Origin of the sequence: Ohtaekwangia koreensis (assembly GCF_900167975.1) — a bacterium.
Lineage (GTDB): Bacteria > Bacteroidota > Bacteroidia > Cytophagales > Cyclobacteriaceae > Ohtaekwangia > Ohtaekwangia koreensis.
Window position 1 is genome coordinate 1,127,405 of record NZ_FUZU01000001.1, and the last position, 25,050, is coordinate 1,152,454.

Annotated in this window: 18 protein-coding genes; 11 read left to right on the forward strand and 7 right to left on the reverse strand. The window is 42.0% G+C overall.

The genetic code is table 11. The annotated features are described in order from the left end of the window. Positions 1-1,182 carry a GlmU family protein gene (locus B5Y40_RS04920; protein ID WP_079685577.1) on the reverse strand — a complete coding sequence of 394 codons (1,182 nt, stop codon included), beginning with the start codon at positions 1,180-1,182 and terminating at the stop codon, positions 1-3. 239 nt (positions 1,183-1,421) lie between these two features. Then, entirely contained in the window at positions 1,422-1,670 is a 249-nt protein-coding gene (locus B5Y40_RS04925; RefSeq protein ID WP_079685578.1) for a type B 50S ribosomal protein L31, read from the reverse strand. A gap of 278 nt (positions 1,671-1,948) precedes the next feature. Here B5Y40_RS04925 and B5Y40_RS04930 point away from each other — a divergent pair, with 278 nt between their 5' ends. The 9 genes from B5Y40_RS04930 to B5Y40_RS04970 all read left to right on the forward strand — a co-directional run bounded on the left by B5Y40_RS04930 (position 1,949) and on the right by B5Y40_RS04970 (position 12,299). Then, positions 1,949-3,676 (forward strand): capsule assembly Wzi family protein, encoded by a 1,728-nt coding sequence (locus B5Y40_RS04930; RefSeq protein ID WP_079685579.1) that lies wholly within the window; start codon positions 1,949-1,951, stop codon positions 3,674-3,676. Between the two features lie 80 nt (positions 3,677-3,756). After that, positions 3,757-5,577: an ABC transporter ATP-binding protein gene (locus B5Y40_RS04935; RefSeq protein WP_079685580.1), complete on the forward strand. Its 1,821-nt coding sequence runs from the start codon at positions 3,757-3,759 to the stop codon at positions 5,575-5,577. Positions 5,578-5,651: 74 nt separating this feature from the next. Then, on the forward strand, positions 5,652-5,963 hold the full coding sequence (locus B5Y40_RS04940; RefSeq protein WP_079685581.1) for a hypothetical protein: 312 nt from the start codon (positions 5,652-5,654) through the stop codon (positions 5,961-5,963). A gap of 21 nt (positions 5,964-5,984) precedes the next feature. Next, the gene (locus B5Y40_RS04945; protein ID WP_079685582.1) at positions 5,985-7,523 is read left to right on the forward strand and encodes a YifB family Mg chelatase-like AAA ATPase; all 1,539 of its coding nucleotides are present in this window, start codon (positions 5,985-5,987) and stop codon (positions 7,521-7,523) included. A gap of 132 nt (positions 7,524-7,655) precedes the next feature. Continuing rightward, the gene (locus B5Y40_RS04950; RefSeq protein WP_245840472.1) at positions 7,656-8,099 is read left to right on the forward strand and encodes a helix-turn-helix transcriptional regulator; all 444 of its coding nucleotides are present in this window, start codon (positions 7,656-7,658) and stop codon (positions 8,097-8,099) included. Between the two features lie 135 nt (positions 8,100-8,234). Then, entirely contained in the window at positions 8,235-8,774 is a 540-nt protein-coding gene (locus B5Y40_RS04955; RefSeq protein WP_079685584.1) for a DUF4199 domain-containing protein, read from the forward strand. 17 nt (positions 8,775-8,791) lie between these two features. Next, positions 8,792-9,160 carry a VOC family protein gene (locus B5Y40_RS04960; RefSeq protein WP_079685585.1) on the forward strand — a complete coding sequence of 123 codons (369 nt, stop codon included), beginning with the start codon at positions 8,792-8,794 and terminating at the stop codon, positions 9,158-9,160. A gap of 240 nt (positions 9,161-9,400) precedes the next feature. Then, positions 9,401-9,772 carry a hypothetical protein gene (locus B5Y40_RS04965; protein ID WP_079685586.1) on the forward strand — a complete coding sequence of 124 codons (372 nt, stop codon included), beginning with the start codon at positions 9,401-9,403 and terminating at the stop codon, positions 9,770-9,772. Between the two features lie 130 nt (positions 9,773-9,902). Further along, positions 9,903-12,299, forward strand: coding sequence for an ABC transporter permease (locus B5Y40_RS04970; RefSeq protein WP_079685587.1), 2,397 nt, complete (start codon positions 9,903-9,905; stop codon positions 12,297-12,299). An 82-nt stretch (positions 12,300-12,381) separates the two neighbouring features. Here B5Y40_RS04970 and B5Y40_RS04975 read toward each other — a convergent pair whose 3' ends face one another. The 4 genes from B5Y40_RS04975 to B5Y40_RS04990 form a co-directional block, all read right to left on the reverse strand. Then, entirely contained in the window at positions 12,382-14,031 is a 1,650-nt protein-coding gene (locus B5Y40_RS04975) for a hypothetical protein (protein ID WP_079685588.1), read from the reverse strand. Between the two features lie 15 nt (positions 14,032-14,046). Further along, entirely contained in the window at positions 14,047-15,249 is a 1,203-nt protein-coding gene (locus B5Y40_RS04980; RefSeq protein WP_079685589.1) for a hypothetical protein, read from the reverse strand. 87 nt (positions 15,250-15,336) lie between these two features. Then, positions 15,337-17,646 (reverse strand): PAS domain-containing protein, encoded by a 2,310-nt coding sequence (locus B5Y40_RS04985; RefSeq protein WP_079685590.1) that lies wholly within the window; start codon positions 17,644-17,646, stop codon positions 15,337-15,339. A gap of 70 nt (positions 17,647-17,716) precedes the next feature. Beyond that, positions 17,717-18,508 (reverse strand): TrmH family RNA methyltransferase, encoded by a 792-nt coding sequence (locus B5Y40_RS04990; protein ID WP_143785611.1) that lies wholly within the window; start codon positions 18,506-18,508, stop codon positions 17,717-17,719. 124 nt (positions 18,509-18,632) lie between these two features. On the opposite strand from B5Y40_RS04990, the gene B5Y40_RS04995 reads away from it, so the two are divergent. After that, a complete protein-coding gene (locus B5Y40_RS04995) occupies positions 18,633-19,526 on the forward strand; it encodes a class I SAM-dependent methyltransferase (protein ID WP_079687085.1) in 894 nt (297 codons plus the stop codon). A 163-nt stretch (positions 19,527-19,689) separates the two neighbouring features. On the opposite strand, the gene B5Y40_RS05000 is transcribed toward B5Y40_RS04995, so the two are convergent. Beyond that, a complete protein-coding gene (locus B5Y40_RS05000) occupies positions 19,690-23,925 on the reverse strand; it encodes a CHAT domain-containing protein (RefSeq protein WP_159453608.1) in 4,236 nt (1,411 codons plus the stop codon). 174 nt (positions 23,926-24,099) lie between these two features. Here B5Y40_RS05000 and B5Y40_RS05005 point away from each other — a divergent pair, with 174 nt between their 5' ends. Further along, on the forward strand, positions 24,100-25,014 hold the full coding sequence (locus tag B5Y40_RS05005; RefSeq protein WP_079685592.1) for a cation diffusion facilitator family transporter: 915 nt from the start codon (positions 24,100-24,102) through the stop codon (positions 25,012-25,014). Positions 25,015-25,050: the final 36 nt, after the last annotated feature.

The following is a 25,050-nucleotide window of genomic DNA, read 5'->3' on the forward strand; positions in this document are numbered from 1 at the left end:
TTAATTCTTTTCCCACTCGCGGCTTTGCGCGGAGGTCTCAAAGATATGCGAGAGAATCTCTTTATCCATATCTGAAAAGATAACATTTCTTCTTCCCATTACACGTTCTGCGGTTTCAATCGCCTTTTGAAGTTTATACGTTTCAAAACCCGAAGCTCCACCCCATGCAAACGATGGTATATAGTTAGGAGGGAAGCCATGCCCAAAAACATTGGAAGCAACGTCCACTACCGTTCCCGTGTTAAACATGGTGTTGATGCTGCATTTGCTATGATCGCCCATCATCAATCCACAAAATTGTAGCCCCGTATTCTGAAAGCTTTGTGAGGAATGATCCCAAAGCTTTACATGGTCGTAGTTGTTTTTGAGATTCGATGTGTTTGTATCGGCCCCGAGGTTGCACCATTCTCCAAGAACAGAGCAGCCCAGAAAACCATCGTGCGCCTTATTGCTGTAACCGAAAATCACGGAAGTGCTTACTTCTCCGCCTACCTTCGAGTACGGACCAACCGTTACATCGCCACGAATTTTTGCGCCCATGTTAATATGAGCACCTTCACATAAGGCAAATGATCCGCGGATGATTGCTCCCTCCTGAACGATACTGTTCTTGCCCAGGTATATCGGTCCTGATTCAGCATTCAGTATAGCCGATCGTATATATACTCCTTCTTCAATAAATATATCTTCAGGGGCGCCATATACTATTGTGTGCTTATCGTCAATGACCGCGGATTTTCTTTCGGACGTAATCAATTTAAAATCGATTTTTAACTGCGCTGCGTTCTCTTTGAAGATCTTCCACGACTTGTCGATGATCGTGAGCGGATGAGTATATTCAATGGTATTGGAAGCACTCATCTCACCCTTTGGTTGTGATGCTGCAATCAACAATGAATCTTTTGTAAGAAAGTAATGAGGCGGCAATGCCCTTACCGTGGCTGCTAAATTTTCATCGGGACAAATTGCTCCGTTGATCAGCAGATTATCTTTTGTAGAGTGTACCTGAAATTTCTTTTGCAGATATCCATCCGTCTTGAAAGAGGCTTTGGTGTTTAGCCACCGTTCCCATTTCTCGCGGATTGTTAAGATTCCTACGCGGATATCCGCTACTGGCCGGGTGTACGTGAAAGGAAAAAGTGCTGTGCGAATAACAGGATCATCAAACAAAATAACATTCATCTCTCAAAAATAGGATTCGAAACCTATGCTGCAATGAATGAAAAATGTGCGTTTCGCTGTGCGCGGGCACATTTTCGAATATTTTTTATAAATGTATCGGTAAGGCTTTACTTAAAAGCTGAACAAGAAAAAAGAGAAGTAGATTGACTACCCCCTTTAGGTTTTAAAAATATCGGACAATAAAAAAAGCCCTTGTCTCCAAGGGCTTTTCTTCTCTCTCCATTAAAAAGAAGAAGTTATTATGCTTTCTTCTGATACTTGTTTTTGAATTTCTCCACGCGTCCGGCTGTATCCATGAACAGCTTTTTGCCAGTGAAGAAAGGATGCGAAGCAGAGCTTACTTCGACTTTGATTACGGGGTATTCTTTACCGTCTTCCCACTTAATGGTCTCCTTAGGAGCCTGAGTAGATCTGGTAAGAAACTTATGATCGCTGGATGTATCCCAGAAAACCACGTCTTTGTACTCTGGATGAATGCCTTTTTTCATATAAATTCTTGCGTTATTCCTCTAAAAGGACTGCAAAGATAAGCACTGCTTTTTTATTTACAAGCGGTGCTTATAAAATTCGTTTCATCGCCTGGCAGAATGGATTTACGGATGCGATTTTATGCATTTTCTTCGTCATGAATACGGGTTCGGACGAAACTCGGATCTTTAAAATTTCAGCAAAGAAATGCATTTTAAATAGAGCCAAAGCATTTTAATGAATCCCAAACCGTTGCTATCAAATCAGAAGATTTATCTTGCGCAATTATAATTGCCCTATGCGAATAATTTTACTGCTGCTTTTATTTTCTGTCTTCACAATTTCCTCGCAGGCCCAGAGTTCCTATGCTCCGCTGAATGAAGATTATTATTACTGGATCGATCGGTACGAAGTAAAGGCCGGTAAAATACTTCCTCAGTTCTTTACGTCTGTAAAACCGTATAAACGTTCAGCGATTATTGACTTTGTGGATACTGTAAATGCTTTAGAGGGATTTCAATCAAGGGCTGATAAATTCAATTATGATTATCTGAGAAATGATAGCTGGGAGTGGTCGCGTGCCGAGACCAGTGATAGCAAGCGTCCTTTTCTAAAGAGATTTTATCGGAAGAAATCAGATTTCTTTCATGTGGATGCTCCCGATTTTGATTTGCATGTAAACCCGGTGCTATACCTTGGGTTAGGGAAAGATTCGCGAAGAGATGATCGTCTCTTCATTAACACACGTGGCGTTGAAGTGCGTGGTATGATTGATCGCAAGGTTGGATTTTATACTTACCTCACGGATAATCAAATGATACTTCCTTCGTATGTATGGGAACAGATGGCATTGAATCCCGTGATACCGCATGAAGGTTTCTGGAAAGAATATAAAACAGGTAAAGGCGTTGACTTTCTTCAGGCGCGCGGCTATATAACTGTGGATGCTACCAAGAGTATAAGTCTTCAGATGGGATACGATCGCTTCTTTATTGGTAACGGTATGCGCTCGCTTATCTTTTCCGATAACGCTGCGCCCGCTTCATTCTTCAAGGCTAACATAAAGGTATGGAAACTCAACTATACATATTCAATCAGTGAAATGACTGCCGATGTAAATGCATCGTTAGGAGGTAGTCGCTCGATGAATAAAGGTTATCCTGATAAGTTTGTAACGTTCCACCACCTCAGTCTTAATATAGGGAAGAAGCTAAATATAGGCCTCTTCGAGTCCGTAATTTTTAGTCCGGATGATACAACAGGTGCAGGTAAATTTGAATGGGCATATCTGAATCCGATCATTTTCTTCCGCGCTATAGAACAACAAAACGGAAGTAGTGATAATGTTATTCTGGGTATGGATTTCAAATGGAATGCTGTTAAGAAATTATCGTTCTATGGTCAGTTTGTATTGGACGAATTTGTGCTGGATAATATTAAAGCAGGCAATGGTTGGTGGGCAAACAAATTTGCCGTGCAGGCAGGTGGTAAATATATAGATGCTTTTGGCGTGCCTAACCTGGATTTGCAAGGAGAGATAAATCTCGCCCGGCCGTTTACGTATTCCCATAACACACAGTATGCTAACTATACTCATTACCAGCAACCCATAGCCCACCCGCTGGGAGCGAATTTCAACGAAGCGATTGGTATGATTCGGTATCAGCCAGTACCGCGTTTAAATATCACAGCCAAGCTTTTTGTTATGAGTGTCGGCCGTGACTCTACCGATTATGATTGGGGATCATCAACAGCACAGTCACCGAAGTACGATTGGGGGAGTGATCTGTTAAAACCTAATACACAACGTGAACAGAATTTTGGTAACAAAATCGGTCAAGGTTTTAAAAATGATATCGTCTACGGAAGTTTTTCAGCCTCATGGCATTTCAAACACAATGTATTTATTGATTTTAATGTCGTTGTAAGAAAGAGTGATAGTGTGCTTAAATTTTACAACAATAACACATCAATAACTTCCGTAGCTTTGCGATGGAATATTCCGCAACGGCTTTACGAATTTTAAAAACATGAAGTGTGCAATGGATAATGATATCAGATGCAGGCTTGTATAAGCACACTTCAATACTTACTTATAATTAAAAAATGAAAATATTCTTTCGCATTCTTCGATATGCACCCGGTATACGTTCGCAGCTTGCTAAATTTCTGATATACTCTACACTGGCTTCCGTCTTCAGCGCAGTATATCTCGGATTGCTTCAACCTATGCTGGATATATTATTTATTCAGAAGGTAAATGTTGCCGTAAAGCAATTGCCGGAATTTTCCCTTTCCATTGACTACGGCAGGCAAGCGATCATGTATTATTTCTCCGATGTCATTAAGGAACAAGGTCCACAAACTACATTGATGTACGTCTGTCTTTTTATTGTGGGATTTGTTTTCCTGTCAAACCTTTTCAGGTATATGGAGCGCATGGTAGCGTCTCGTGTAAAGGCAGATGTTGTTCGAAATATACGCGTACATATTTTCGAAAAAGTATCACTTCTTCATATTGGTTTCTTCAACGATCAACGCAAAGGAGATCTTATCTCAAGATTCACCAACGATGTTGGTGAAATGGAGAACACCGTTGTAAATGCTTTTAAGGCAATTAAAGAACCCATTACGCTAATCATTTATATAGGTGTTCTCTTTAGTATATCTTTTAAGTTAACACTCTTTACACTGGTTGTTTTGCCATTGACCGGTGGTGTTATCTCTACTATTATTAAGCAGTTAAAGAAAAGAGCCGTACAGAGTCAGGAGACGATGGGACGTATTGTTAATATACTGGATGAAACATTCAGTGGTATGCGCGTTATCAACGCCTTTAACGCACGCAACTTCTTGTTAAATAAAATTAAAGATGAAACCTCTTTTCACCGTAAGGTAAACTTATCTATATCACGGAAGAACGAACTTGCTTCACCGCTCTCAGAGTTTTTGGGTGTAGTCGTAGTAGCATTTATACTTTACTATGGCGGGCAATGGGTGTTATCAGGCAGTGATGAGCTAACCCCTTCTGCGTTTATTCTGTTTCTTACTTTTTATGCTTCGATGATACAGCCTGCGAAGAACTTCTCCAATGGAATAACTTCACTCCAGAAAGGTATTGTTTCAGCGCAACGTATATTCACAACGGTTGATACACCATCTGCTATTCAGAATAAACCGGATGCCATTCACATTGAGACTTTTACTACGAAGATCGAATTCAAAAATGTCAGCTTCGCGTATGATACGGAACGAGTTCTTAAAAATGTTAATCTCACCATTGAGAAAGGAAAAACAATAGCATTGGTTGGACCTTCGGGAGGAGGGAAATCTACATTAGCCGATCTTGTTCCGAGATTTTATGATCCTACTGAAGGAGAGGTATTGCTGGATGGAATTTCATTGAAAGATTATGAACTTGAATCGCTGCGAAAACAAATGGGCGTAGTGACACAGGAATCTATACTCTTTAATGATACTATCTTTAATAACATTGCCTTTGGTATGGAGAACATGCTAGAGGAAGATGTTATCAATGCAGCGAAAATTGCGAATGCACATGAGTTCATCATGCAAACCGAGAATGGGTATCAGACATTGATTGGTGAACGTGGCTCTAAGTTATCGGGAGGGCAACGTCAGCGGTTAAGTATTGCGCGAGCAGTATTAAAGAATCCTCCGATATTGATTTTAGATGAGGCCACGTCTGCACTTGATTCTGAATCAGAACGTCTCGTACAGGATGCCTTGAATAAGTTGATGCAGAACCGTACGTCTATAGTCATAGCGCATCGTCTCAGTACAATACAACACGCAGACGAGATCATCGTCATTCAAAACGGTCAGATACTGGAACGCGGGCGTCATGATGAACTGATTCAGCGCGATGGTCTTTACAGAAAGTTGAAAGATATACAGCGCGTATAACGAATTTCAGAAAAATCATTTACCTTTAGTAGGACAACAGTATAACAGTACGTTACGACTTAACGGTGACTCACATGAGTAAGAACAGAATTATCTTTTACATTGTATTTGCAGCCTTTCATTTAGGAGCCTTCATTTTCACTGTTGCCTTGGATAATAACACAAACCTTCTTTTCAGCATGGTAAGCTGGGTCCCTTCGTTTAAGTGGATTACGTTGTTTGGATTAATTCTTTTATTAGCAGACGTTACTTGGTCATGGATTATCAATCGCGATTCAAAAAAAGAAAAAGAAGCCCTCACACACGAGCTCAACATGCTCAAAGCAAAACTTTTCGATCTTCAGGAAGCAGCACGGCAAACTCCGCAGACACCTTCTCAGCACTAATCTTACTTAATTCTCTTCGCCATGGTTGCTAAAACATTTGGCGGAGCAGTACACGGTGTGGATGCACGCACCATTATGGTTGAAGTAAGTGTTGGACAAGGAGTACGTTTCTTTATGAGCGGACTTCCGGATAATGCTATAAAAGAAAGTCAGCATCGTATAGAATCTGCTCTGAAAAGCGCATCGTATTTTATGCCGCGTAATAAAACCGTTGTCAATCTTGCACCGGCTGATATTCGGAAAGAAGGCTCTGCGTACGATCTCTCTATAGCAGTATGTATACTCAAAGCTTCTGCGCAGATTACAACGGAAAAGCTCGGTGAGTATATAATTATGGGCGAGCTTGCGCTGGATGGAAAACTTCGTCCGATTAAAGGTGTATTACCCATTGCCATTCAGGCACGCAAAGAAAAATTCAAAGGATTTATACTCCCAGCGGACAATGCACGTGAAGCCGCCATTGTAAATGACCTGGAAATTCTTCCCGTAAATACATTAAAAGAAGCTGTTGATTTTCTGGAAGGTAAAATTTCCATCGAACCGGTATATGTCGATACACGCGAAGTGTTTGCATCAAAGGTCAATCATTACGATACTGATTTTAAAGATGTACAGGGACAAGAAAATATTAAGCGTGCTCTTGAGATTGCTGCTGCCGGTGGGCACAACGTGATCATGATCGGACCACCCGGTGCGGGTAAAACAATGTTAGCAAAGCGTTTGCCTACTATACTTCCTCCGTTGACATTGAATGAAGCACTTGAAACAACGAAGATACATTCAGTTGCCGGTAAGCTTGGTCGCGATGCTGCGCTGATAACCGCGCGTCCGTTTCGAAGTCCACATCATACAATTTCAGATGTAGCATTGGTTGGTGGCGGAGGAAATCCGCAGCCGGGAGAGATATCACTCTCCAACAATGGTGTTTTATTTCTCGATGAACTTCCTGAATTCAAACGTACCGTTCTTGAAGTTATGCGCCAGCCGATGGAGGAGAGAAGAGTGACTATATCACGTGCGAAAGTATCTATAGATTACCCTGCCAACTTTATGCTAGTCGCGAGCATGAACCCTTGTCCGTGTGGCTACTTCAATCACCCCGAAAAAGAATGCGTGTGTGGCCCCGGCATTGTACACCGTTACTTAAGTAAGATCAGCGGCCCGTTGTTAGATCGCATCGATTTGCATGTAGAAGTAGTGCCTGTAAGTTTTGACGAAATGACAGCAAACCGAAAAACTGAAACGAGTGATGAGATACGTGAACGCGTAGTGCAGGCAAGAAATATACAGGCAAACCGTTTCAAGCAACAGGAGTATATATACTGCAATGCGATGATGCCATCCAACATGGTAAAAGAAGTATGTGCTGTGAACGAAGCCGGTAAAGCATTATTGAAAACTGCGATGGAACGTCTCGGGCTTTCTGCACGTGCATACGACAGAATTCTAAAAGTATCACGCACAGTGGCTGATCTTGCTGCCTCCGAAGAAATCAAGGTTGAGCATTTAGCCGAAGCGATTCAGTATCGAAGCCTTGATCGGGATGGATGGGCAGGATAGCCTGCAGGTTGTGAATAGTGGTAATATATAGTTGTGAGCGATGGCGGTATTGTGAAGTATCCTTCCAAGCACCGATCCGATTTTCTTCCCAGCAACATTTGTCAATCCATGCAATTCAGTATTTTAGCAAACGTGAAAAGGATTATCATCTGGTATGGGTTGGCGTTGGCAATCCTGGTATTTCTGTTGAAGTTTTTAGAGTACCGTTACATTGTTCGCGACTTGTCGCTTGAGTTTTATTTAGGGGTAATCGCTATACTCTTCACAACGGTAGGCATCTGGCTGGGATTGAAACTCACACGCAAAAAAGTAATCACCATATCAGTGCCAGCATCTTCTCCCAATACTATTTTTCAATTGGATGAACAAATCCTGCAGCAAAAGGGAATCAGTAAGCGCGAGTACGAGGTGTTAGAACTGATGGCAAAAGGCCACTCGAACCAGGAGATTGCAGATAAACTTTTTGTGTCGCTCAATACGATTAAGACTCATACTTCCAATCTCTTTATAAAACTGGAAGCTAAAAGACGGACGCAAGCTATAGAACGCGCGAAGCAATTGAGGTTGCTTCCGTAATCATCCTATCTGAGGCCGCTGATAATTAAAAAAGCTGGTACTTTCAGGTGAAACAAAGGATATAGATGCAAATCATACTTTCGGGTGAAGGGTTTTTCGCTGCTTAGGTATTGATTTGATGAAAATTAAACGCTTATGAAAAGAATAGTTATTATCAACGGACTCATTGCTGGAGTGATTGTTTCAGCCATGCTAGTCATTACGCAGCCTTTGTTAGAGAAAGGAATTTTAAATTATGAGAACGGTACAGTCGTTGGGTACACCTCAATGGTGGTGGCACTGTCGTTGGTGTTTGTCGGAATAAAGTCCTACCGGGATCAGTATTTAAAAGGCTCTATAAGTTTTGGACAGGCATTTAAAGTGGGCATATTGATAGCACTGATTGCGTCTGTGGTCTATGCACTTTCGTGGGAGGTCTATTATAATATAGCGGCATCCGACTTCATGGATAAGTATACCCAACACTACCTGGCAAAAATGAAAGAAGAAGGTGCGAGCGAAGCAGAAATTATAGAGATGCGAACGGAAATGGAAAAATTTAACGAACAGTATAAGAATCCAATCGTACGGTTTGGTGTCACGCTTGTTGAAATTTTACCAGTAGGTCTCCTCATTACTCTTATAAGCGCAGCACTGCTGCGCAATAAGAAGTTTCTGTCAGCTAATCCATCTTAACCATTTAAACTATACATATGAAAAGAGTAACAGGAATTGGGGGAATCTTTTTTAAGTCGGAAGATCCAAAGAAGATGAAAGAGTGGTATGCCGCACATTTGGGTATACAAGAGGTGTTTAAGTGGACAGACATTGAAAAGCCGGAGGCAAAAGAACCGGCACAAACTATCTGGAGCCCATTTAAAAATGATACTACTTATTTTTCACCAAGCGATAAACCCTATATGTTCAACTATCGTGTTGAAAATCTAGCCGAGCTTTTAAGGGTTTTAAAAGAAGAAGGTGTAACAGTTATAGGTGAAATGCAAGAATTCCCCTATGGGAAGTTTGGATGGATCCTGGATCCTGAAGGCAATAAAATCGAATTGTGGGAGCCTGTTGATTGAATGAATTTACAAATGGTGGTAGGCTCAAGATAATGTCACCAATTTGTATACATCAGTTTAGAATGCCCTGTGTATTTGTCATTAAGCCGCTTATCCATAGTGGCTTTTTTTGTTTTTATAGGATATGTCATTGTTAGATGCAGCGCTCCAGGTGATATTATACTTTCTTAAGAAGTATAACGTTTATGAGATTTGATCAAATGAAAATTTTGATTTTATTACCTTTTGCAATTTGAAAAAATGACGTACTCAGAGAAACTCGAAGGCACCAAAATAAATTATCCGTTCGATGAATGGTATGAAGCCTATAACAGCGGACTCGATCAATATACCGATGAAAATTGTGATCGTGCAAAGATTATTCTGGATAATCTGATTGAGAAGTTAATAAGCCTCGAAGAAACAGCCCCGGAAGAAGAGAAGATAGGATTATTTGAAGAGGCGGTCGAATTACTGAATATTCTCAACGAGGAAAATGATGGTAGTTTAATTGAGACCAGCGAAAGTAAACATCTCTATGCACTCTTCGATCAGATCGCGATAGCCGCTGGGTTAAATCCTGAGAAATATGGCGAAGGTAAAGGGATTGCTTCGGAGTGGAGCGAATGGTAGTTTACATGCCTGGAAATTTCAGGCGTGGTAACAAGACAACATTCAAACAATACTAACATTCGGCCTGGTATTCCGTTAGAACTTTTCAGGAGTACATATCATCGGAGTAGTATATATTTATCTCAAGCCTATGCTGAAAAACCTGTTTACCATTGCCCTGCGTAATATCCGAAAGGATAAATCGTATAGCGCCATTAATATCCTCGGCCTCACCATCGGTATAACCTGCAGCATGTTCTTACTGCTGTATATTCTGGACGAGTTGAGTTATGATCGCTACCACACCAACGCTCCAAATATTTATAGGGTTATATCCAATATCAAAGAACCCGATAACGCATTTACGTGGGCCGTAGCACAGATACCGCTAGCAGATGAATTGCGCGATAATTATCCGGAAGTAAAAAATGCTGTTCGCTTTTTTGGTACAGGGCGAAATCTTTATAAAAATGGTGATAAGGAATTTTATGAAGAGCGCTTTTTTCTAGCAGACTCCACAACCTTTGATATGTTCAGTTACAAGGTTTTGTCAGGCGATGCCAATACAGCATTGGATGAGCCGTTCTCTATTGTACTGACGAAGAAAATTGCTCAAAAATATTTCGCGACTGATAATGCCGTGGGACAGTCATTTCAGAACCAACAGGGCGAAACATTTAAGGTGACGGCCGTACTGGAAGATGTTCCCTTAAACTCTCATTTTATTTTCGATGCGCTGATTTCCAAGAGTACACGACCGCAGCAAAACCCCAGCTGGGGAAATTTTGGAGTATATACCTATATACAACTCCCTGAAGGTTATAATCTCGATAAGATGTATGCCAGTCTGAATAAGATTATTAAAGAAAAGGTAGATCCAATATTTGCGCAGTATAGCATCACCATCAAATACGAACTTCAACGTATCACGGATATTCATTTATACTCGAAAATTCAGGATGAAGCCGAAGAAGGCGGGGATATATCCTATATCTATATCTTCGGTGCAGTCGCTGTGCTCATGCTCGTTATTGCATCGATCAACTATATGAATCTCGCAACGGCTCGTTCTACAAATCGTGCAAAAGAAGTAGGCATTCGTAAAGTAATGGGCTCCCAACGAACACAGTTGATCGCACAGTTTATTACAGAGTCCGTGGTAATCGCATTGATTGCCCTTGTGACGAGTCTTATTCTGATCTATGCTTTGCTGCCGGCCTTCAATGAACTGTCCAATAAGCAACTTCCGTTTGGATATGTGTTGCAGGCTCCGGTTATATTGACTTTACTGGGCATTGTAATTTTTGTAGGTGTGATCGGTGGAAGCTACCCGGCTTTTTACTTATCAGGTTTTAATCCGGTTAATGTTCTGAAAGGAAAGCTCTCAGCAAAAGGCGGTAACGCTTTCTTCCGGAAATCATTGGTAGTGGTGCAGTTCTCAATTTCGATTTTTATGTTGATTAGTACACTGGTCGTGTTTGATCAGTTACAGTATATGCGGAATAAAGATCTTGGTTTTAGTAAAGAACGTGTAGTGCGCGTTGCACTTTCAAGTGAAGAGCAGGAAAGGAAAGCCCCCGTGTTGGCGGAACGTATGCGACAAGCCAATGGTGTTGCTTGGGCCGGAACTGCTAATTCTTCTCCCGGACAAGGTATAGGAAAGTTATTACTGCAGGTAGAGGATAATGAGGGCAAGCTCTCCGAGCGTGGTGTGGATCTATATGGTGCTGATTTTGATTATGTAAAAACGTTGGGCATGACGATTGTTCAGGGACGTGATTTTTCCAGAGATATAGTTTCGGATACAACGTATGCGGTATTGGTAAACGAAGCGATGGTAAGACGCATGGCATGGAAAGATCCGATTGGTAAGAAATTTGTTTTCAAAGGCAATGGACCCAACAATACCGATATTGAAAAAAGAGTTGTAGGCGTTGTGAAAGACTATAACCAGAATTCATTGTATGATGCGATTGAACCCCTGATGATTTTATTAAGCACACGCAATGGCTACCTGTTTGTAAAAACAAAAGAAGGCGATGTGAAGGAATCATTGGCCTCCATTGAGAGTATATGGCGCGAAGTAAATCCTGGTCTTCCGTTTGAATATCAGTTCCTGGATCAAGATTTTAACTCACAGTATAAATCAGACGAAAAGAGAAGTCAGATCTTTACTGCTTTCTCAGCGCTGACAATTACCATTGCTTGTCTTGGGCTGTTAGGACTTGCTGCCTTTACAACGCAACAACGTTATAAAGAAATTGGTGTACGGAAAGTTATAGGCGCCAGTGTAAATAGTTTAGTCGTGTTGGTGTCGAAGGAGTTTTTCCTGCTTGTCGGCATCGGTATGATCATCGCTTTCCCAATGGCGTGGTACTTTACCAACAGCTGGCTTCAGAAATTTGCTTACCGGATAGAGCTGGCAGGTGAGTGGCTCACATTTATGGCATCCGCTTTATTAGCCTTTGCTATCACACTCATCACGGTTGGGTATCACGTTCTTCGTGCAGCGTCTGCAAATCCAGTAAAAGCATTACGAGACGAATAAAGAATAGCATTGAGTAATGCGCTACGGTTTGTAATATATAGCAGGATAATTACTATATATTTTTCAAATCGTAGCGCATTTTTTATTCTACAATCGCGTCAAAGGCACTATTCAATATTTTACCGTTGCGTTTCATTTGTATCCAAATACGATAATTACCGGCCGATGGAAACGCGTATGGAAATTTTACTGTGGTATGCTCCATGTGCGTAGTGTCTTCCGCGGCATGATACATTGTTCCCATCAGCGTTTTATTTCTTTCCTCTTCACTCATACCATCAAGTGCTGCTATTACCTGATCTATACTATCCATAAATACTTCCGGTCTGGATATCTTTTCCCATTGTACCGGGCCTGTCTCTTTTTCAAAACGTGTTACTATAGTTTGTTGAGACGCCATGGAGTAATTTCCTACTGGATGCAAGTGAATATAGGTGCTGCCATCATCTTTCATAACAACCGCGTGGCCTTGCATTCCTAAATACGGCTCCAGTATAGCGGGTTTCCCGTGCTCATCCTGAATGGTAAACGTTAACTCATATAGTTTGCCTGCGGAAAATGAAGTGTTTGGCTGATGTTCCCAGATCGCGGTTGACCCATCGGGTAAAGTTGTTTTTATACCGGGCTTTCCACATACAACTATATTGTCGGTTAGTGATGGATTATCCGATTCTTTCATAACCGGATTCGTGCTGAAGTAAGTATCATCGCGGTTCAAGACGGAGGTATCAAGAGAAGTCAAAACCATTGGTGATGGCGATTCGATCTCGATTGTATCGGGTATAGTTTCTGAGAAGCCTGTGAGACGCGTGATGTCTGCAAATACCAGGTATTTCCCTTGTGGAAGAGGAGGCAGTTCCGTTATATAGGTAGCAGAGTCTTTTCGCTGTGGATGGAGATGCGCGAATACATCCATACTTCCGGCACGCACCAGGAACATGTGCATCAATTTACCATGGTCAGGCATAACATACGATAATCTGCGCGTATAGTATAGCGTAGGAAGCTTCGTGGTGTCAATCTTGAATTCAAGCGTAGTTTTTTGTGGCGTATAGTTTATCAGCGAAGTTGCCCGAAGTGGTTTATAGGTAAATCGTTTATAGCGGTTAGACCAGCTGTCCCACCAGTTCTTTCCGCCCCATAGAATCAGGATCAACAGAACAGTACTTATACCCACACCAACCCAGCGCTTCCGTACAACTTTTTGAGATATACTTTCCGCAGGCTTAACCAGTCCATCACTGACACTCGCGCCAATGATTGTGATCATCAGTATAACCAATAGTGTACATAAGCCCAGCAAGAGCCATCCCAGTGAAGCGGGCATTTCTTTTTGAGCTGTTGACACTGCCATTACGGGTACGATCACTTTTCCATTTCCCGTATTGCCATTGATTTCTATTTCGATGCCAGATGTACCGGCACTCATGAGCCAGACGATCCCACGAAAGTGGCCAGGCTCACCTTCTACCGGAAGAATTTCATCTGCTGTTGGAGTGCCTTCATCTCCTGCAAACCAATAGACCGGTTTACCACCAATAAATTGTATACCGGTAGTCTGGGTATATATATCAATAGTAGCCGTGCCCGGAATTACATCTGGAGGAGTGATGAGTATCATTACCGGATAAGCACCTGCTTTTCCTTCGAAGGTTACCCCCGGACTGCCTATATGAGCATCGATAAGAGAGGGCAGACAACTTAATAGTATAACAAAGAGAATTTTTTTCATGACCGGGTATAGATGTTAACGCATAATTTTTTTCATCCAGTTTCCCCACGATAAACCTATATGGGAAGAGAGTATAGCAATGAGCAACGCAATGGCTAAGCCTTTTACAAGGTCGAGTCCTGTAGAGACCATCCAGTCACCAAAAGCATAACGGTATACCCAGGTAGGGTCTGTACCGAAATACCATTTCGATGTGCCAAAGAACCAGTGGCCTTCCGATGCCATCAGAACGTTGGCGAATGGCCATTGCGCAGCAGCGAAAATAACAAGGAAGCTAACGCCATAGAGCAGCACGCGAAGCCACCGGTTTAGGTGTTGCATTCGGTGCGTGATCAGGTCGATTACGATTGCTGGTATTAAAATGAGAAGTGGAAATTCGAAGGGTTGAAAAGAAGTGATCGGATTCAGAACAGGCCCTAGCCGTGGCGTTGCAGGGAACAAAGGGAGAATCCAGTTCATCACCATTAGCAATATAGTATATACCACGGCCGATTGTGTAGCGCCCCATTTCGATTTGGCTGCAACTGAGAAAGCCACCAGGAACAACGGGAAGAGTATAGATGCTACCTTGTAGAAAAGTACGCCATGCATATCGTGGCGCGAAAGATATTCGGACCCAATGGTAAAGATCATCGTGAGTACAAAACCGCCCGATAATGCAAAGAGTATCGTAAAGCCTTTGTGCGTAATGTTATCTTGTTGGACATGTTCGGTATTCAGATTCTGATAGGCAAGCACGCTGATGATCGCTCCGAATTGTATCGTAATCATACCGAGCAAGAGCACCGTGTGAGGAGGCGATAGGATCGTTACATCCAGTCCATAGGTGTTGTGCCACCAGTCATCGAAAGGAGCGGAGGTAAGCATTGCTATAGCGCCCCAGATGCAAAACAGGTTGCCCAGCGATCCATAAAATATACCCCAGAACTTTATAGCCTTGCCGCGTTCAAAGGGCGATCCTGCGAATGTGATTTTCAATACGCGGTATCCTGAAAATATACCGGCTGTAACACCGCCCAGATATATAGCGAGGTGAGGCGCAGAGAACAAGCCGTCACGGCCAATGCTCATGTGCCAGGATATATCCCAGATTAAACCTATAATAATGCTCAGGGACGAAAGCACCGTAGCATATAGATAGAATGGGACAGAGCTTTTGGCGACTGATGCTGAAGAAGCATCGTTCGCTGCCGGAGATTCAAGTGTAATGGTACTCATAATAACGTGGTGAAAAAACGAATATACTGTAAATATCGATTGAATAAATCAACGTATAAACATGCAAAAGGAAACGATCTGGTTACTTCAGAAAGTGATCGTAAATGTAGTTCCTTTATCAACTTCACTTTCAACGGTAATGGAACCACCCATCGCTTCAACCTGTGTCTTTGTTAAAAACAGACCAACACCACGCGCTTCTTTATTATCATGAAATGTTTTATGGAGTCCAAAGAGTTTTTCTCCGAACCTTTCCAGGTCAATGCCCAGTCCATTGTCGCTCACGCGTAGTTCTGTTTTTTCATTGACGATAGCGGAGGATATATGGAGGCGCAGGTGCCGGTTTGTAGCGCGGTACTTCACTGCGTTTGATAACAAATTTTGAAGTATACTTTCAAGATATGTTTTCGGATAATATATTCTTGGCGCATGGTTGAAGTCATACGTGATGTCTGCCGTGCATTGAATCAACTCACCTTCGAGCGACTGTATAATTTTGTCGAGTATATCTTTAAAACGAATTTCTGTTTTTTCTATTTCCCTGTCATTCTTCACCTTCAGTGTCTCCATGAGTTCATTCATGGTTTCACCGAGATTGCTGGCGACATTTTTTATTTTGTCGAAAATGATCTTATAGTCGTCAATCGTACTTTTTTCGTTTACGAAATTTATAAGCGCTTTTATATTCCCTACCGGAGAACGCAGGTTATGAGAGATGATGTGCGCGAATTCATCCAACTGTCGATTTTGTTCCTGCAAGTGAAGCGCTATGGTTTCCAGGTTTTGTTTTGAGAGTAATAATTCCTCTTCGGATTTTTTACGCTCAGTAATATCAATCGCGGATGCATATATAAATTTATTCTTGGAATCACTGCCCGATCCCCAGAGCAACCAACGGTATGAACCATCCTTGCATCGGTAACGATTTTCGAACGTTGAAAGATTATTGCCAGTAGTTATATACTTTACCGCGTGTTCTGTACTGGCCAGATCATCGGGATGAATGAATTCAGAAAAGGGCGTTGACTTTAATTCTTCCTCAGACCATCCCAGCAGGTGTGTCCATGCCGGATTTACTTTCTTGAAATATCCATCGAACGTTGCTATAGCACTCAAGTTTACAGCGTTGTTGAACAGCCTGTAATTTTCTTCTGCTACTTTTTGAAGTTCTATCTCTGCTTTCTTTTGAATTGTAATATCGGTAATAACACCTTCGATCATTACCAGTTTTTGATCTTCAAAAATTCCGGCTCCAACTTCTTTGATCCACCGGACTTCTCCCGAACGATGAATAATTCTGTATTCGAGCTCGAAGCTTTTTTGATCTGCTAACGATTCGTTGATCGTTTTGAAGATATAGTGTACATCGTCTGGATGGTATAGATTTATGAAACTAACTTTTTCGGCTATAAAGTCCTCAGCCGCAAAGCCTGTGATATCCTTTACCTTTTCATTCAGGTAAACCATCGGATAGTTTTCGTCATTACGGCACAGGTAAATTGCACCCGGCATATTCTCCGCCACCAACCTGAATTTTTTTTCACTCTCGCGAAGTAAAAATTCAGTTTGTTTCTGATGCGTAATGTCGCGTACGAGTATAATTACCTGCTCATGATCTATAAACGAAATCTTTGCAGCACTCCACCGCTCTGATGATGGCAATGCATACTCTATATATTGAGAAGTCTTCGTTTTAAAAACCGTTGCGATCGTCTCCTGGTATAGAAGCGCCAATGATTCAGGCAAGACTTCTGTCAATGTGAGCCCTATATAATTTTCACGTCTCTCCATCAACAGCAGATCATCACGCCTGGTCCAAAGGTTTGTGAAAATTCCATGACGGTTAACTTCAAATACGATATCGTCAATTGAATTGAGAAGCGCTTGTAAATGCATCTCAGATGAACGGATTTTCGCTTCTATCTTTTTTTGCTCTGTTATATCTGTGGCGATACCCGCATATCCGATAAGCACATCTTTATCATCGCGTAAACAAGATATAGAAAGCAACACTGGAAAACGGTTGCCGTTTTTGTTAATATAGGTCCACTCCTGGTAGTCGGTTGTTTTTCGCATGCGGGCCTTTGTAGCAAAAACTTCAAAGCCCGGCATTATATTTTCGTTGAGTTCTTCCGATAATTTTTTGGCTCTCAGTACAATCTCATCGGGATCATGAAACAACACGGGAGTTTGTTTACCGATCATTTCTTCGGAAGCAAATCCCAATAATTTTTCAGCGGCCTGATTGAAGCTTGTAATGACACCTTCGGGATTTGTAGAGATGATAGCCAGATCCGTTGCATTGATGATAGCTTCCTGCAAGCGATAAGCACCTGCCAGGGCATTTAGAAATTTTTCATCATGAATGTAATTATGAGGAAGCGGTAAATTCTCCATCAATGGGTATCGACTCAACTACGAATTTACTGCATTTTGGGTAGCTATCAGTATAAACACGCAAAAATACTTACGAGAACCCGCGTTGCCTTTTAGCCTCAAAAATGACCACAGCAGCAGCTGTGGACACGTTCATGGAGTCGATTTTTCCCTGCATAGGGATGATAATATTGGCATCAGCATTTCGTACCCAGGTATCGGAGAGACCGGTTGCTTCTGTGCCCATCACGATAGCACTTGGTTTTGTAAAGTCTGTGAGGTGATAGGGCTTGGAAGCCTGGAGGTATGTGCAGTATATAGATACATTATTCTTCTTGAGCCACCCGATCGTTTCGTCCGAAGTTGCCGAGGCAAGTTGGGTTGTAAAGACGCAGCCTACGCTGGATCGAATCACATTGGGATTATAAAAATCTGTCTGCGGGTCGCATATAATTACAGCATCCACACCGGCTGCATCAGCAGTTCGTAAGAGAGCTCCGAGGTTACCGGGTTTTTCCACGGCTTCAACAATGAGGAGTAATGGATTTTTTTTTAGTGTGAGTTGATCCAGCCGATGAGTCTTTTGTTCTGCTACCGCGATAAGACCACCCGTGCCTTCGCGCACGGCAATTTTCTCAAATACTTCTTTCGATACCGGTATAAGCAGCTGATCTGCTTGCGCGAAAGACTTCACTTCCTGCATACTGATAATGTCTTCGCAGAAAAAGAGATTCCCGATTTTATACCCGGCCTCCAGTGCCAGCCCGATTTCTTTTTTTCCTTCAATGATAAAGAGACATTGCTTTCTTCGCTCACGTGGTTTTTCAAGAGCAATCAGATTTTTGATCTTCGGGTTTTGCGTACTGGTAATCAGAAAGTGCATGCAACAAAACTAGCAATGGAATGCTAAAGCAAAAAGCATTTAACCTCACGGCTTAAAGCTTTACGTATGAAGCGCAGCTTTCTACTTTCAGCTTTAAGCATTAAGCCTTAGTTTTATGCCCTTTATGAAACTATTACATCCTTCTTCCTGGAAAGACTACGAGTTGATCGATTCAGGAGATTTTGAAAAACTCGAGCGCTTCGGTAAGTATACATTGATTCGCCCTGAGCCTCAGGCTATCTGGAGCAGGTCACTTGGCGAGCAGGAATGGAAAAAATTGGCTGATGCTAAATTTGTACGTGAGCAAAAAGATAATTACCGTTTTTCAGAAGATGTAAAAGGTGGATGGTCGCGACCACAAGGTATGCCCGAGAGTTGGAATGTGCTGTATAAATACAATGACCTCAACCTCACACTTCGGCTTGCGCTTACTAATTTTGGACACGTTGGTATTTTTCCGGAGCAAGGGAATAACTGGAATTTTATTTATGATACGATAACCGGGTGGAATATAGCCAAGCCTCGTGTGCTGAATTTATTTGCCTATACGGGGGCTGCTTCCGTGGTAGCCCGCACAGCAGGAGCAGAAGTGATTCACTGCGATGCAAGTCGCCCGGGTATAAACTGGGCCAACCAAAATATGCAGCTTAATAATTTGAATGATATCCGGTGGGTATATGAAGATGCATTCAAATTTGTAAGGCGCGAAGTAAAGCGAGGTAATACATACAATGGTATAATTATGGATCCACCGCCCTATGGTCGCGGACCAGAAGGAGAGAAGTGGACACTGCAGGAGCAGTTGAATGAACTCATTGAGATGAGCAGCAAACTACTTGAGAAGAAAAACTTCTTCTTTATACTAAGCATGTATGCCGTTGGTTTGTCGCCTATTGTAGGACTAAATGTAGCCAAAACACATTTTGATACTACCGATGCTGAATACGGAGAATTCTTTCTGAAGTCAAAGCAAGGTAAAGATCTCCCGATGGGAACATTTTTAAGGTTTAGGAAGTGAATTAGTATATATTCCTCTCCTGATAGAACATAGAATAGACTATATATCTATATTCAACGACTGTATTAGCTGTCGTAATCTGTGAGTTTATAGAAAATGAAAGAGCCCTGTAAATGAGATACACAGGGCTCTTTTTATAGTGTTTCGCGATATTATATATAGGTCAATCCAAGCCGATCATCATAAACGCTCCCCAATAGATCGGTTCGGGATAATCGGTGCGAAGTTCTTTTTTAGCGTCAATAAAACTCTGGCGCAAGTTTCCGGAATTAAGCCACTTCTGATAAAATTTTAGCATGAGCTGCTGTGTAGCTTCATCATCAACTTTAAACATACTCATAATTAAAACTTTGGCACCTGCTACCAGGAACGCACGTTGTAAACCATAAACACCTTCGCCCGCTTCCAGATCACCAAGTCCTGTCTCACAAGCGCTCAACACAACAAGGTCAGTCTTGTCCAGGTTTAAGCTCATCGCTTCATAAGCAGTAAGTATACCATTCTCCATGTTAAAGTTATAGCTTGTCTTGTCCATCAGGTCGCCTGCGCCCTTTAATAAAAGTCCAGTACGCATCAATGGATTCTGCGCCATCATCGCTTCGTTACCTTCTATTTGTTGTTCCGCGGAAGCTTGAATCGTAGGGCGGTAAAAACCATGTGTGGCAATGTGAAAAATCTTCGGACTGCTCATCTCTTTAATCTTCTCTTCCGAAGCAAGTTTTTCCACATACTCTGCCGTGAGCCAGCCTTTTTGTTTTAACATGAATTGTACTTGCGTTACTTCCTTCTCTGTACCCGGCAGCGGAGCTATATTCTGATCCGAAGATGCCGTCATGTAAAACGTTGGGTTACCAAACATAGTCGCTGTATTCTCAGATGTAGACGCGCGTGTTTTTATATTGCGCAGGTATAGATCTTTTGTGTTGCTTACCAACACAATGTTCGAGTTGTCTATGATATACCTTCCATCCGGTGTAGGTATAGATTCCAGGTTGATTTGGTTGTAAACACCGTCTGCTGAAAGATATACAGTAGCCACTTGCCCGATTTCTTTAACGATAGGTTCCCAGAATACATTGTATGAATATGTGTCCGGTATTTTCCCGGTGATGGCGTTGCGGTAGAATTTGAAGAAACGAGTCTCCATTTTCTTTCCATCCTTCAGCATGATCACTTTCGGTCTCGAAAAATCTTTCTTGATGTATAGCGCTGCATAGATCACAGAATCGGTAAGCGTATGATTGAAATACCGATAACGTACCATCTCGATAGCAACATCGTTCGGCTTCAAAACTTTTTTCACATCCTCGAATGAAATGCGCTTGTTATCGAATGATTGTCCGAATAGTTCCGACTTCTGACTCAGATCTTTTTCAAGGCGCTCAACTTCCTGCTGTAAAGCAGATGGATCAATTTGATTTTCCAGTAATTGCGCAGGACTTAACGATAACGCGAGTGTAAGTTGTTCTTTCTTTTGAAGCCACGTGCTATACTGTGATTTCAATTGCTCATCGGTACTGTTTAAAATCCGTTCACGGATTTTGATAGATGAACTCAATAGTAACGCTTTGGTGAGAAGCTGGTAGTTATATACTTTCCCCGACAAATCTCTGAAGTCCTCAAGATTGCTGAAAGCAAGTGTGTTGTAGAATTCAAAATCGCCTTTGATCGTGTTCCAGTACTTGGCTTTTTCACGTTCACTCAAAGCGGGGAAGAAATCCTTGATGAATAGTTCATAGTCCGTTAACGCTTCTTCGATAAGCTTCTTGGAACGCTTATAATCCTTCTGCATATAGTATACCTTGCTGAGCTTCGAAAGTACTTTTACATATTCCGGATGCGAGGAACTGAAAAACTGTTCGTACAGATCTTTCGATTTGGTATAGAACTCTTCCGCCTTTTTATAGTTCTTTTGTTGATAGTATACATCACCCGTAAGGGTATAGATGCTGGCGGTGTTGATGTTGTTCTTCTTTCCCGTCTTCATTCGCCAGATATTTTCGGCTACCGTAAGGGAGTTGAAGGCTATATCAAACTTTTTCTCGGAGATATAGAGCACTGCTACATTTTTAAGAATTTCGGCGTATTGTGGGTTTTCCTTGCCAAGCTTACTCGCCATGATGTCACGCGACTCGATCATCAGTTTCTCCACTTCTTTACGATTATCGCCTTTGTAAAATTTGATCAACGCAAGCTGTGAAATTGATTTTGCTACTTCAATGTGGTTACGGCCAAACTGTTTCTCCTGGCTGTTGATGGCTTTCACAACATTATCCTGTGCTTTATCATAATCACCAAGCGTATAGTATATATCGCTGAGTAATTTTTGAGTAGGAGCGGTTTTAGTAGACATCTCACCATACGTCTTTACTGCGATCTGGTTGGCGCGTTGAGCCGTTCGTTCGGCTTCGGTATAGTCTCCTTTCGCCAGAAGGATTCTTCCCTTGTTCACCAGCGGCTCAATGAGGCGCAATGAATTTTTGCCGTATAGTTTTTCGTATTCCGGAATTTGTATTTTAAGAAGATTATCAGCCTCAAAGAAACCACCGAGTTGAATGAAGAGGGCTGTAAGTTCTTCGCCTGTTGACAATTCACTCGCCACTTCACCTTTGGCTTTGGCGATAAGTCGGCTGGAGCGATCGAGGTTTGCCTCGGCTTCATCAAACATCCCTTTTATACCATAGAGCTTCGCCTGTGTATCTATAGCATGAACATAATCTTCCGTGCGGGTTTCATCTTTGCGATACTCTTCCAGAATTTTTAAAGCCTTGGTGATATCGGCTTCCGCCTTTTCATATTTACCAATTTTTAAGGCGAGGCCAGCAATGCGATCAAGTTCTTTTCCGTACTCGGGATCTTCATTACTATATTTCAGAATCGCTTTATCAGAGGCATCGTTCAATGTTTTCAGGGCGAGGTCATACTGATCGGTAAGTTCATACCAGGTTGCAATGTGGTTGAGGATGTTGAGTAAATTCTTGTGCTGCTCACCAATCTGTTTCTCTACGATGCCGAAGTAACTTTCCTTATATATTTTACCGGCTTCATCAATTTTGTTGGTATAGTCCAGGTAAAAATCGGCTAGGTATATTTTGGCGAGATGATACTCCGGAGAATTTTCTCCATATAGTTCTTTCTTGATTTCGGTTAGCTGGTTGAGGTAGCTTTCAGCAGCGGTATAACGCTTTTCGCGAAGTGATACGTCATACAGGAATTCAACTGTACGGGCAGACGTTATATAGTTCTTTGGTAATTTCTTTAATACATCCAGGGCCTGTGCTTCCAGGTTCTTCGTTTTGTCACGGCTCATTTTCGAAGTGAACTCAACCGCCTGTTCATTTTCACGATGAATGCTGGTCTTGGGAAAAGATTTATCAAGAACCTTTTCGTATTCCAGTTTTGTATTCAGATACCGTGCGCGGTTATCTCTTTTTAAAAGTACTTCGAGGTAATCCAGGTATATATCATGCGCAATGGAATTAGTAGGGTTGACCTTCTTCTTCAGGTCGCTGAGTATATTATCGAAATCAAGATCATTTTCGTGACGTGTACCATTTTCCTCCAAGGCCTTAGCGAAAATATAGCGTGCTTCTACTTCTGCCAGACTGGTCTCTCCGAGGAATCTTGATTTACCTTTCAGCCACGAGCGAACCGCAGAGTAAGCATTGTCTGCTGTTTCAGTATCACCACCAATAATAGAGATCCTTCCCTTTTTAGTATAGGCTTTCAGGCGCAGGTTCAGGAGTCGTGCGTAATCATTGTAGCGTTGTGGAATTTCTTCAATGGGCACACGTTGCGTCTTAATAGATGTGCCATCGGAGATAGACTCTTTTTCAATTGCACGTGAAATAAAATATTTGTCAACACTTTCCAGGATGCTGAGTGCATCGTTACAGAATCCTTGTCCGATCATGGCTTCCGCTTCTGCCAGCGCAATTTTTCCGTTCAGTGCATCGGTCATCTGGTTTGTTTTGGAAAGAAGATCTTTCGCTTTTGCCAGATACTCACGACTGATGCGATAGTTGCCGTAGTCGTTATAAATCTCGGCAACGTCAATCAATGTATTTGCATAACTGGTGCTGTTATCGCCGTACATCGCCTGACTGCTAGTCAGTGCGTTGGTGAGTGCGTTATCGAATCCCGCTAATACACCCAGGGCCAGACTGATACGCGCTTCGCGCAAGTATAGTCCAGGCATATAAGCGTTCTGCTGGCCCATTTTCGTGGTAACAGATTTTTTTAACTTTTGCAGGGAACTGTTTGCTTTTGAAAGGCTTCCGCTGGCAAAGTAGGAGTCGATTTTCTGGAGAGACTTATCGAATTTTTTATTTTGACTGAATACAGGCTTGAATGTGATGGCTAAAATCAACGCCAGCACTAAGATCCCGGTTTTCTTCATAACTACAGACATTTATACAATTGGACATCTAAGCTACTAAAATCAGTTGGATTTTCAGGCTCACATAAGTATGGGAGAAAAAAACGCATCGCTTCATTGAAAAAATAATGTTTATGCACTCCTGTTGCAGGCCCTTTGTGCAGAAATTGAAGCGTTTTTAAACAGATCAGAAACATGCACGATCATCACGATCACGATCATAATCACCATCACGGGCACGGTCATCACCATCATCACGGTGGAAATATACGGGTCGCATTTTGGCTGAATACAGGTTTTGCTATACTTGAATTAATCGGAGGCTTCTACACCAACTCGGTGGCCATTCTTTCCGATGCATTGCATGATCTGGGCGATAGTCTTTCACTAGGCACAGCGTGGTATTTCGAGCGCAAGTCAAAGCAAAAGCGTGATGCTATATATACCTACGGCTATCAACGATTTTCGCTTGTAGGGGCTTTTATTAATTCCATTATACTCATCGTTGGTTCGGTACTGATTCTGAAAGAAGCTTTCGGAAGGTTGTTTGCTCCCGAGCAACCCGACACCACCGGCATGATGATCTTTGCTGTATTTGGTATTCTTGTAAATGGTGCCGCGATGCTGCGCCTGAAAAAAGGCGAATCCATAAATGAAAAAGTTATATCGCTTCATTTTCTCGAAGATGTGTTGGGCTGGGCAGCGGTATTGATCGGTAGTATTGTTATGAAATATTTCGATGCTCCTATTATAGATCCATTACTCTCTGTTTTGATCGCGATTATCATCCTGGTAAATGTATACCGGAACATGCGCGGAGCATTTCAAATTATACTGCAGGGAGTTCCGCATGCTGTATCCGAAGAGAAAGTAAAGGACGCTTTTAAAAACTTCACGGAGATTGATAGTACACACGATCTTCACATCTGGACGATGGATGGTCAGTATAATATACTTACAACCCACGCTGTACTGAAACAGCCCATGGAACCACAGGCGCTGGAGATGGTGAAATCGAAAATAAAAGATGAATTGAAGAAGATAAACATTCATCATGTAACCATCGAGTTTGAAAACAAAGGACTAGCCTGCGAACATGAATCTCACTAGCAAAGTACCGGTACGGTTATAAGGAATGTCGCTGAG

What these genes read in the sequence shown, in the direction of transcription:
- B5Y40_RS04920 (WP_079685577.1), bottom strand. Translation starts at nt 1,182, where the DNA reads ATGAATGTTATTTTGTTTGATGATCCTGTTATTCGCACAGCACTTTTT.
- B5Y40_RS04925 (WP_079685578.1), bottom strand. Translation starts at nt 1,670, where the DNA reads ATGAAAAAAGGCATTCATCCAGAGTACAAAGACGTGGTTTTCTGGGAT.
- B5Y40_RS04930 (WP_079685579.1), top strand. Translation starts at nt 1,949, where the DNA reads ATGCGAATAATTTTACTGCTGCTTTTATTTTCTGTCTTCACAATTTCC.
- B5Y40_RS04935 (WP_079685580.1), top strand. Translation starts at nt 3,757, where the DNA reads ATGAAAATATTCTTTCGCATTCTTCGATATGCACCCGGTATACGTTCG.
- B5Y40_RS04940 (WP_079685581.1), top strand. Translation starts at nt 5,652, where the DNA reads ATGAGTAAGAACAGAATTATCTTTTACATTGTATTTGCAGCCTTTCAT.
- B5Y40_RS04945 (WP_079685582.1), top strand. Translation starts at nt 5,985, where the DNA reads ATGGTTGCTAAAACATTTGGCGGAGCAGTACACGGTGTGGATGCACGC.
- B5Y40_RS04955 (WP_079685584.1), top strand. Translation starts at nt 8,235, where the DNA reads ATGAAAAGAATAGTTATTATCAACGGACTCATTGCTGGAGTGATTGTT.
- B5Y40_RS04960 (WP_079685585.1), top strand. Translation starts at nt 8,792, where the DNA reads ATGAAAAGAGTAACAGGAATTGGGGGAATCTTTTTTAAGTCGGAAGAT.
- B5Y40_RS04965 (WP_079685586.1), top strand. Translation starts at nt 9,401, where the DNA reads ATGACGTACTCAGAGAAACTCGAAGGCACCAAAATAAATTATCCGTTC.
- B5Y40_RS04970 (WP_079685587.1), top strand. Translation starts at nt 9,903, where the DNA reads ATGCTGAAAAACCTGTTTACCATTGCCCTGCGTAATATCCGAAAGGAT.
- B5Y40_RS04975 (WP_079685588.1), bottom strand. Translation starts at nt 14,031, where the DNA reads ATGAAAAAAATTCTCTTTGTTATACTATTAAGTTGTCTGCCCTCTCTT.
- B5Y40_RS04980 (WP_079685589.1), bottom strand. Translation starts at nt 15,249, where the DNA reads ATGAGTACCATTACACTTGAATCTCCGGCAGCGAACGATGCTTCTTCA.
- B5Y40_RS04985 (WP_079685590.1), bottom strand. Translation starts at nt 17,646, where the DNA reads ATGGAGAATTTACCGCTTCCTCATAATTACATTCATGATGAAAAATTT.
- B5Y40_RS04990 (WP_143785611.1), bottom strand. Translation starts at nt 18,508, where the DNA reads ATGCACTTTCTGATTACCAGTACGCAAAACCCGAAGATCAAAAATCTG.
- B5Y40_RS04995 (WP_079687085.1), top strand. Translation starts at nt 18,633, where the DNA reads ATGAAACTATTACATCCTTCTTCCTGGAAAGACTACGAGTTGATCGAT.
- B5Y40_RS05000 (WP_159453608.1), bottom strand. Translation starts at nt 23,925, where the DNA reads ATGAAGAAAACCGGGATCTTAGTGCTGGCGTTGATTTTAGCCATCACA.
- B5Y40_RS05005 (WP_079685592.1), top strand. Translation starts at nt 24,100, where the DNA reads ATGCACGATCATCACGATCACGATCATAATCACCATCACGGGCACGGT.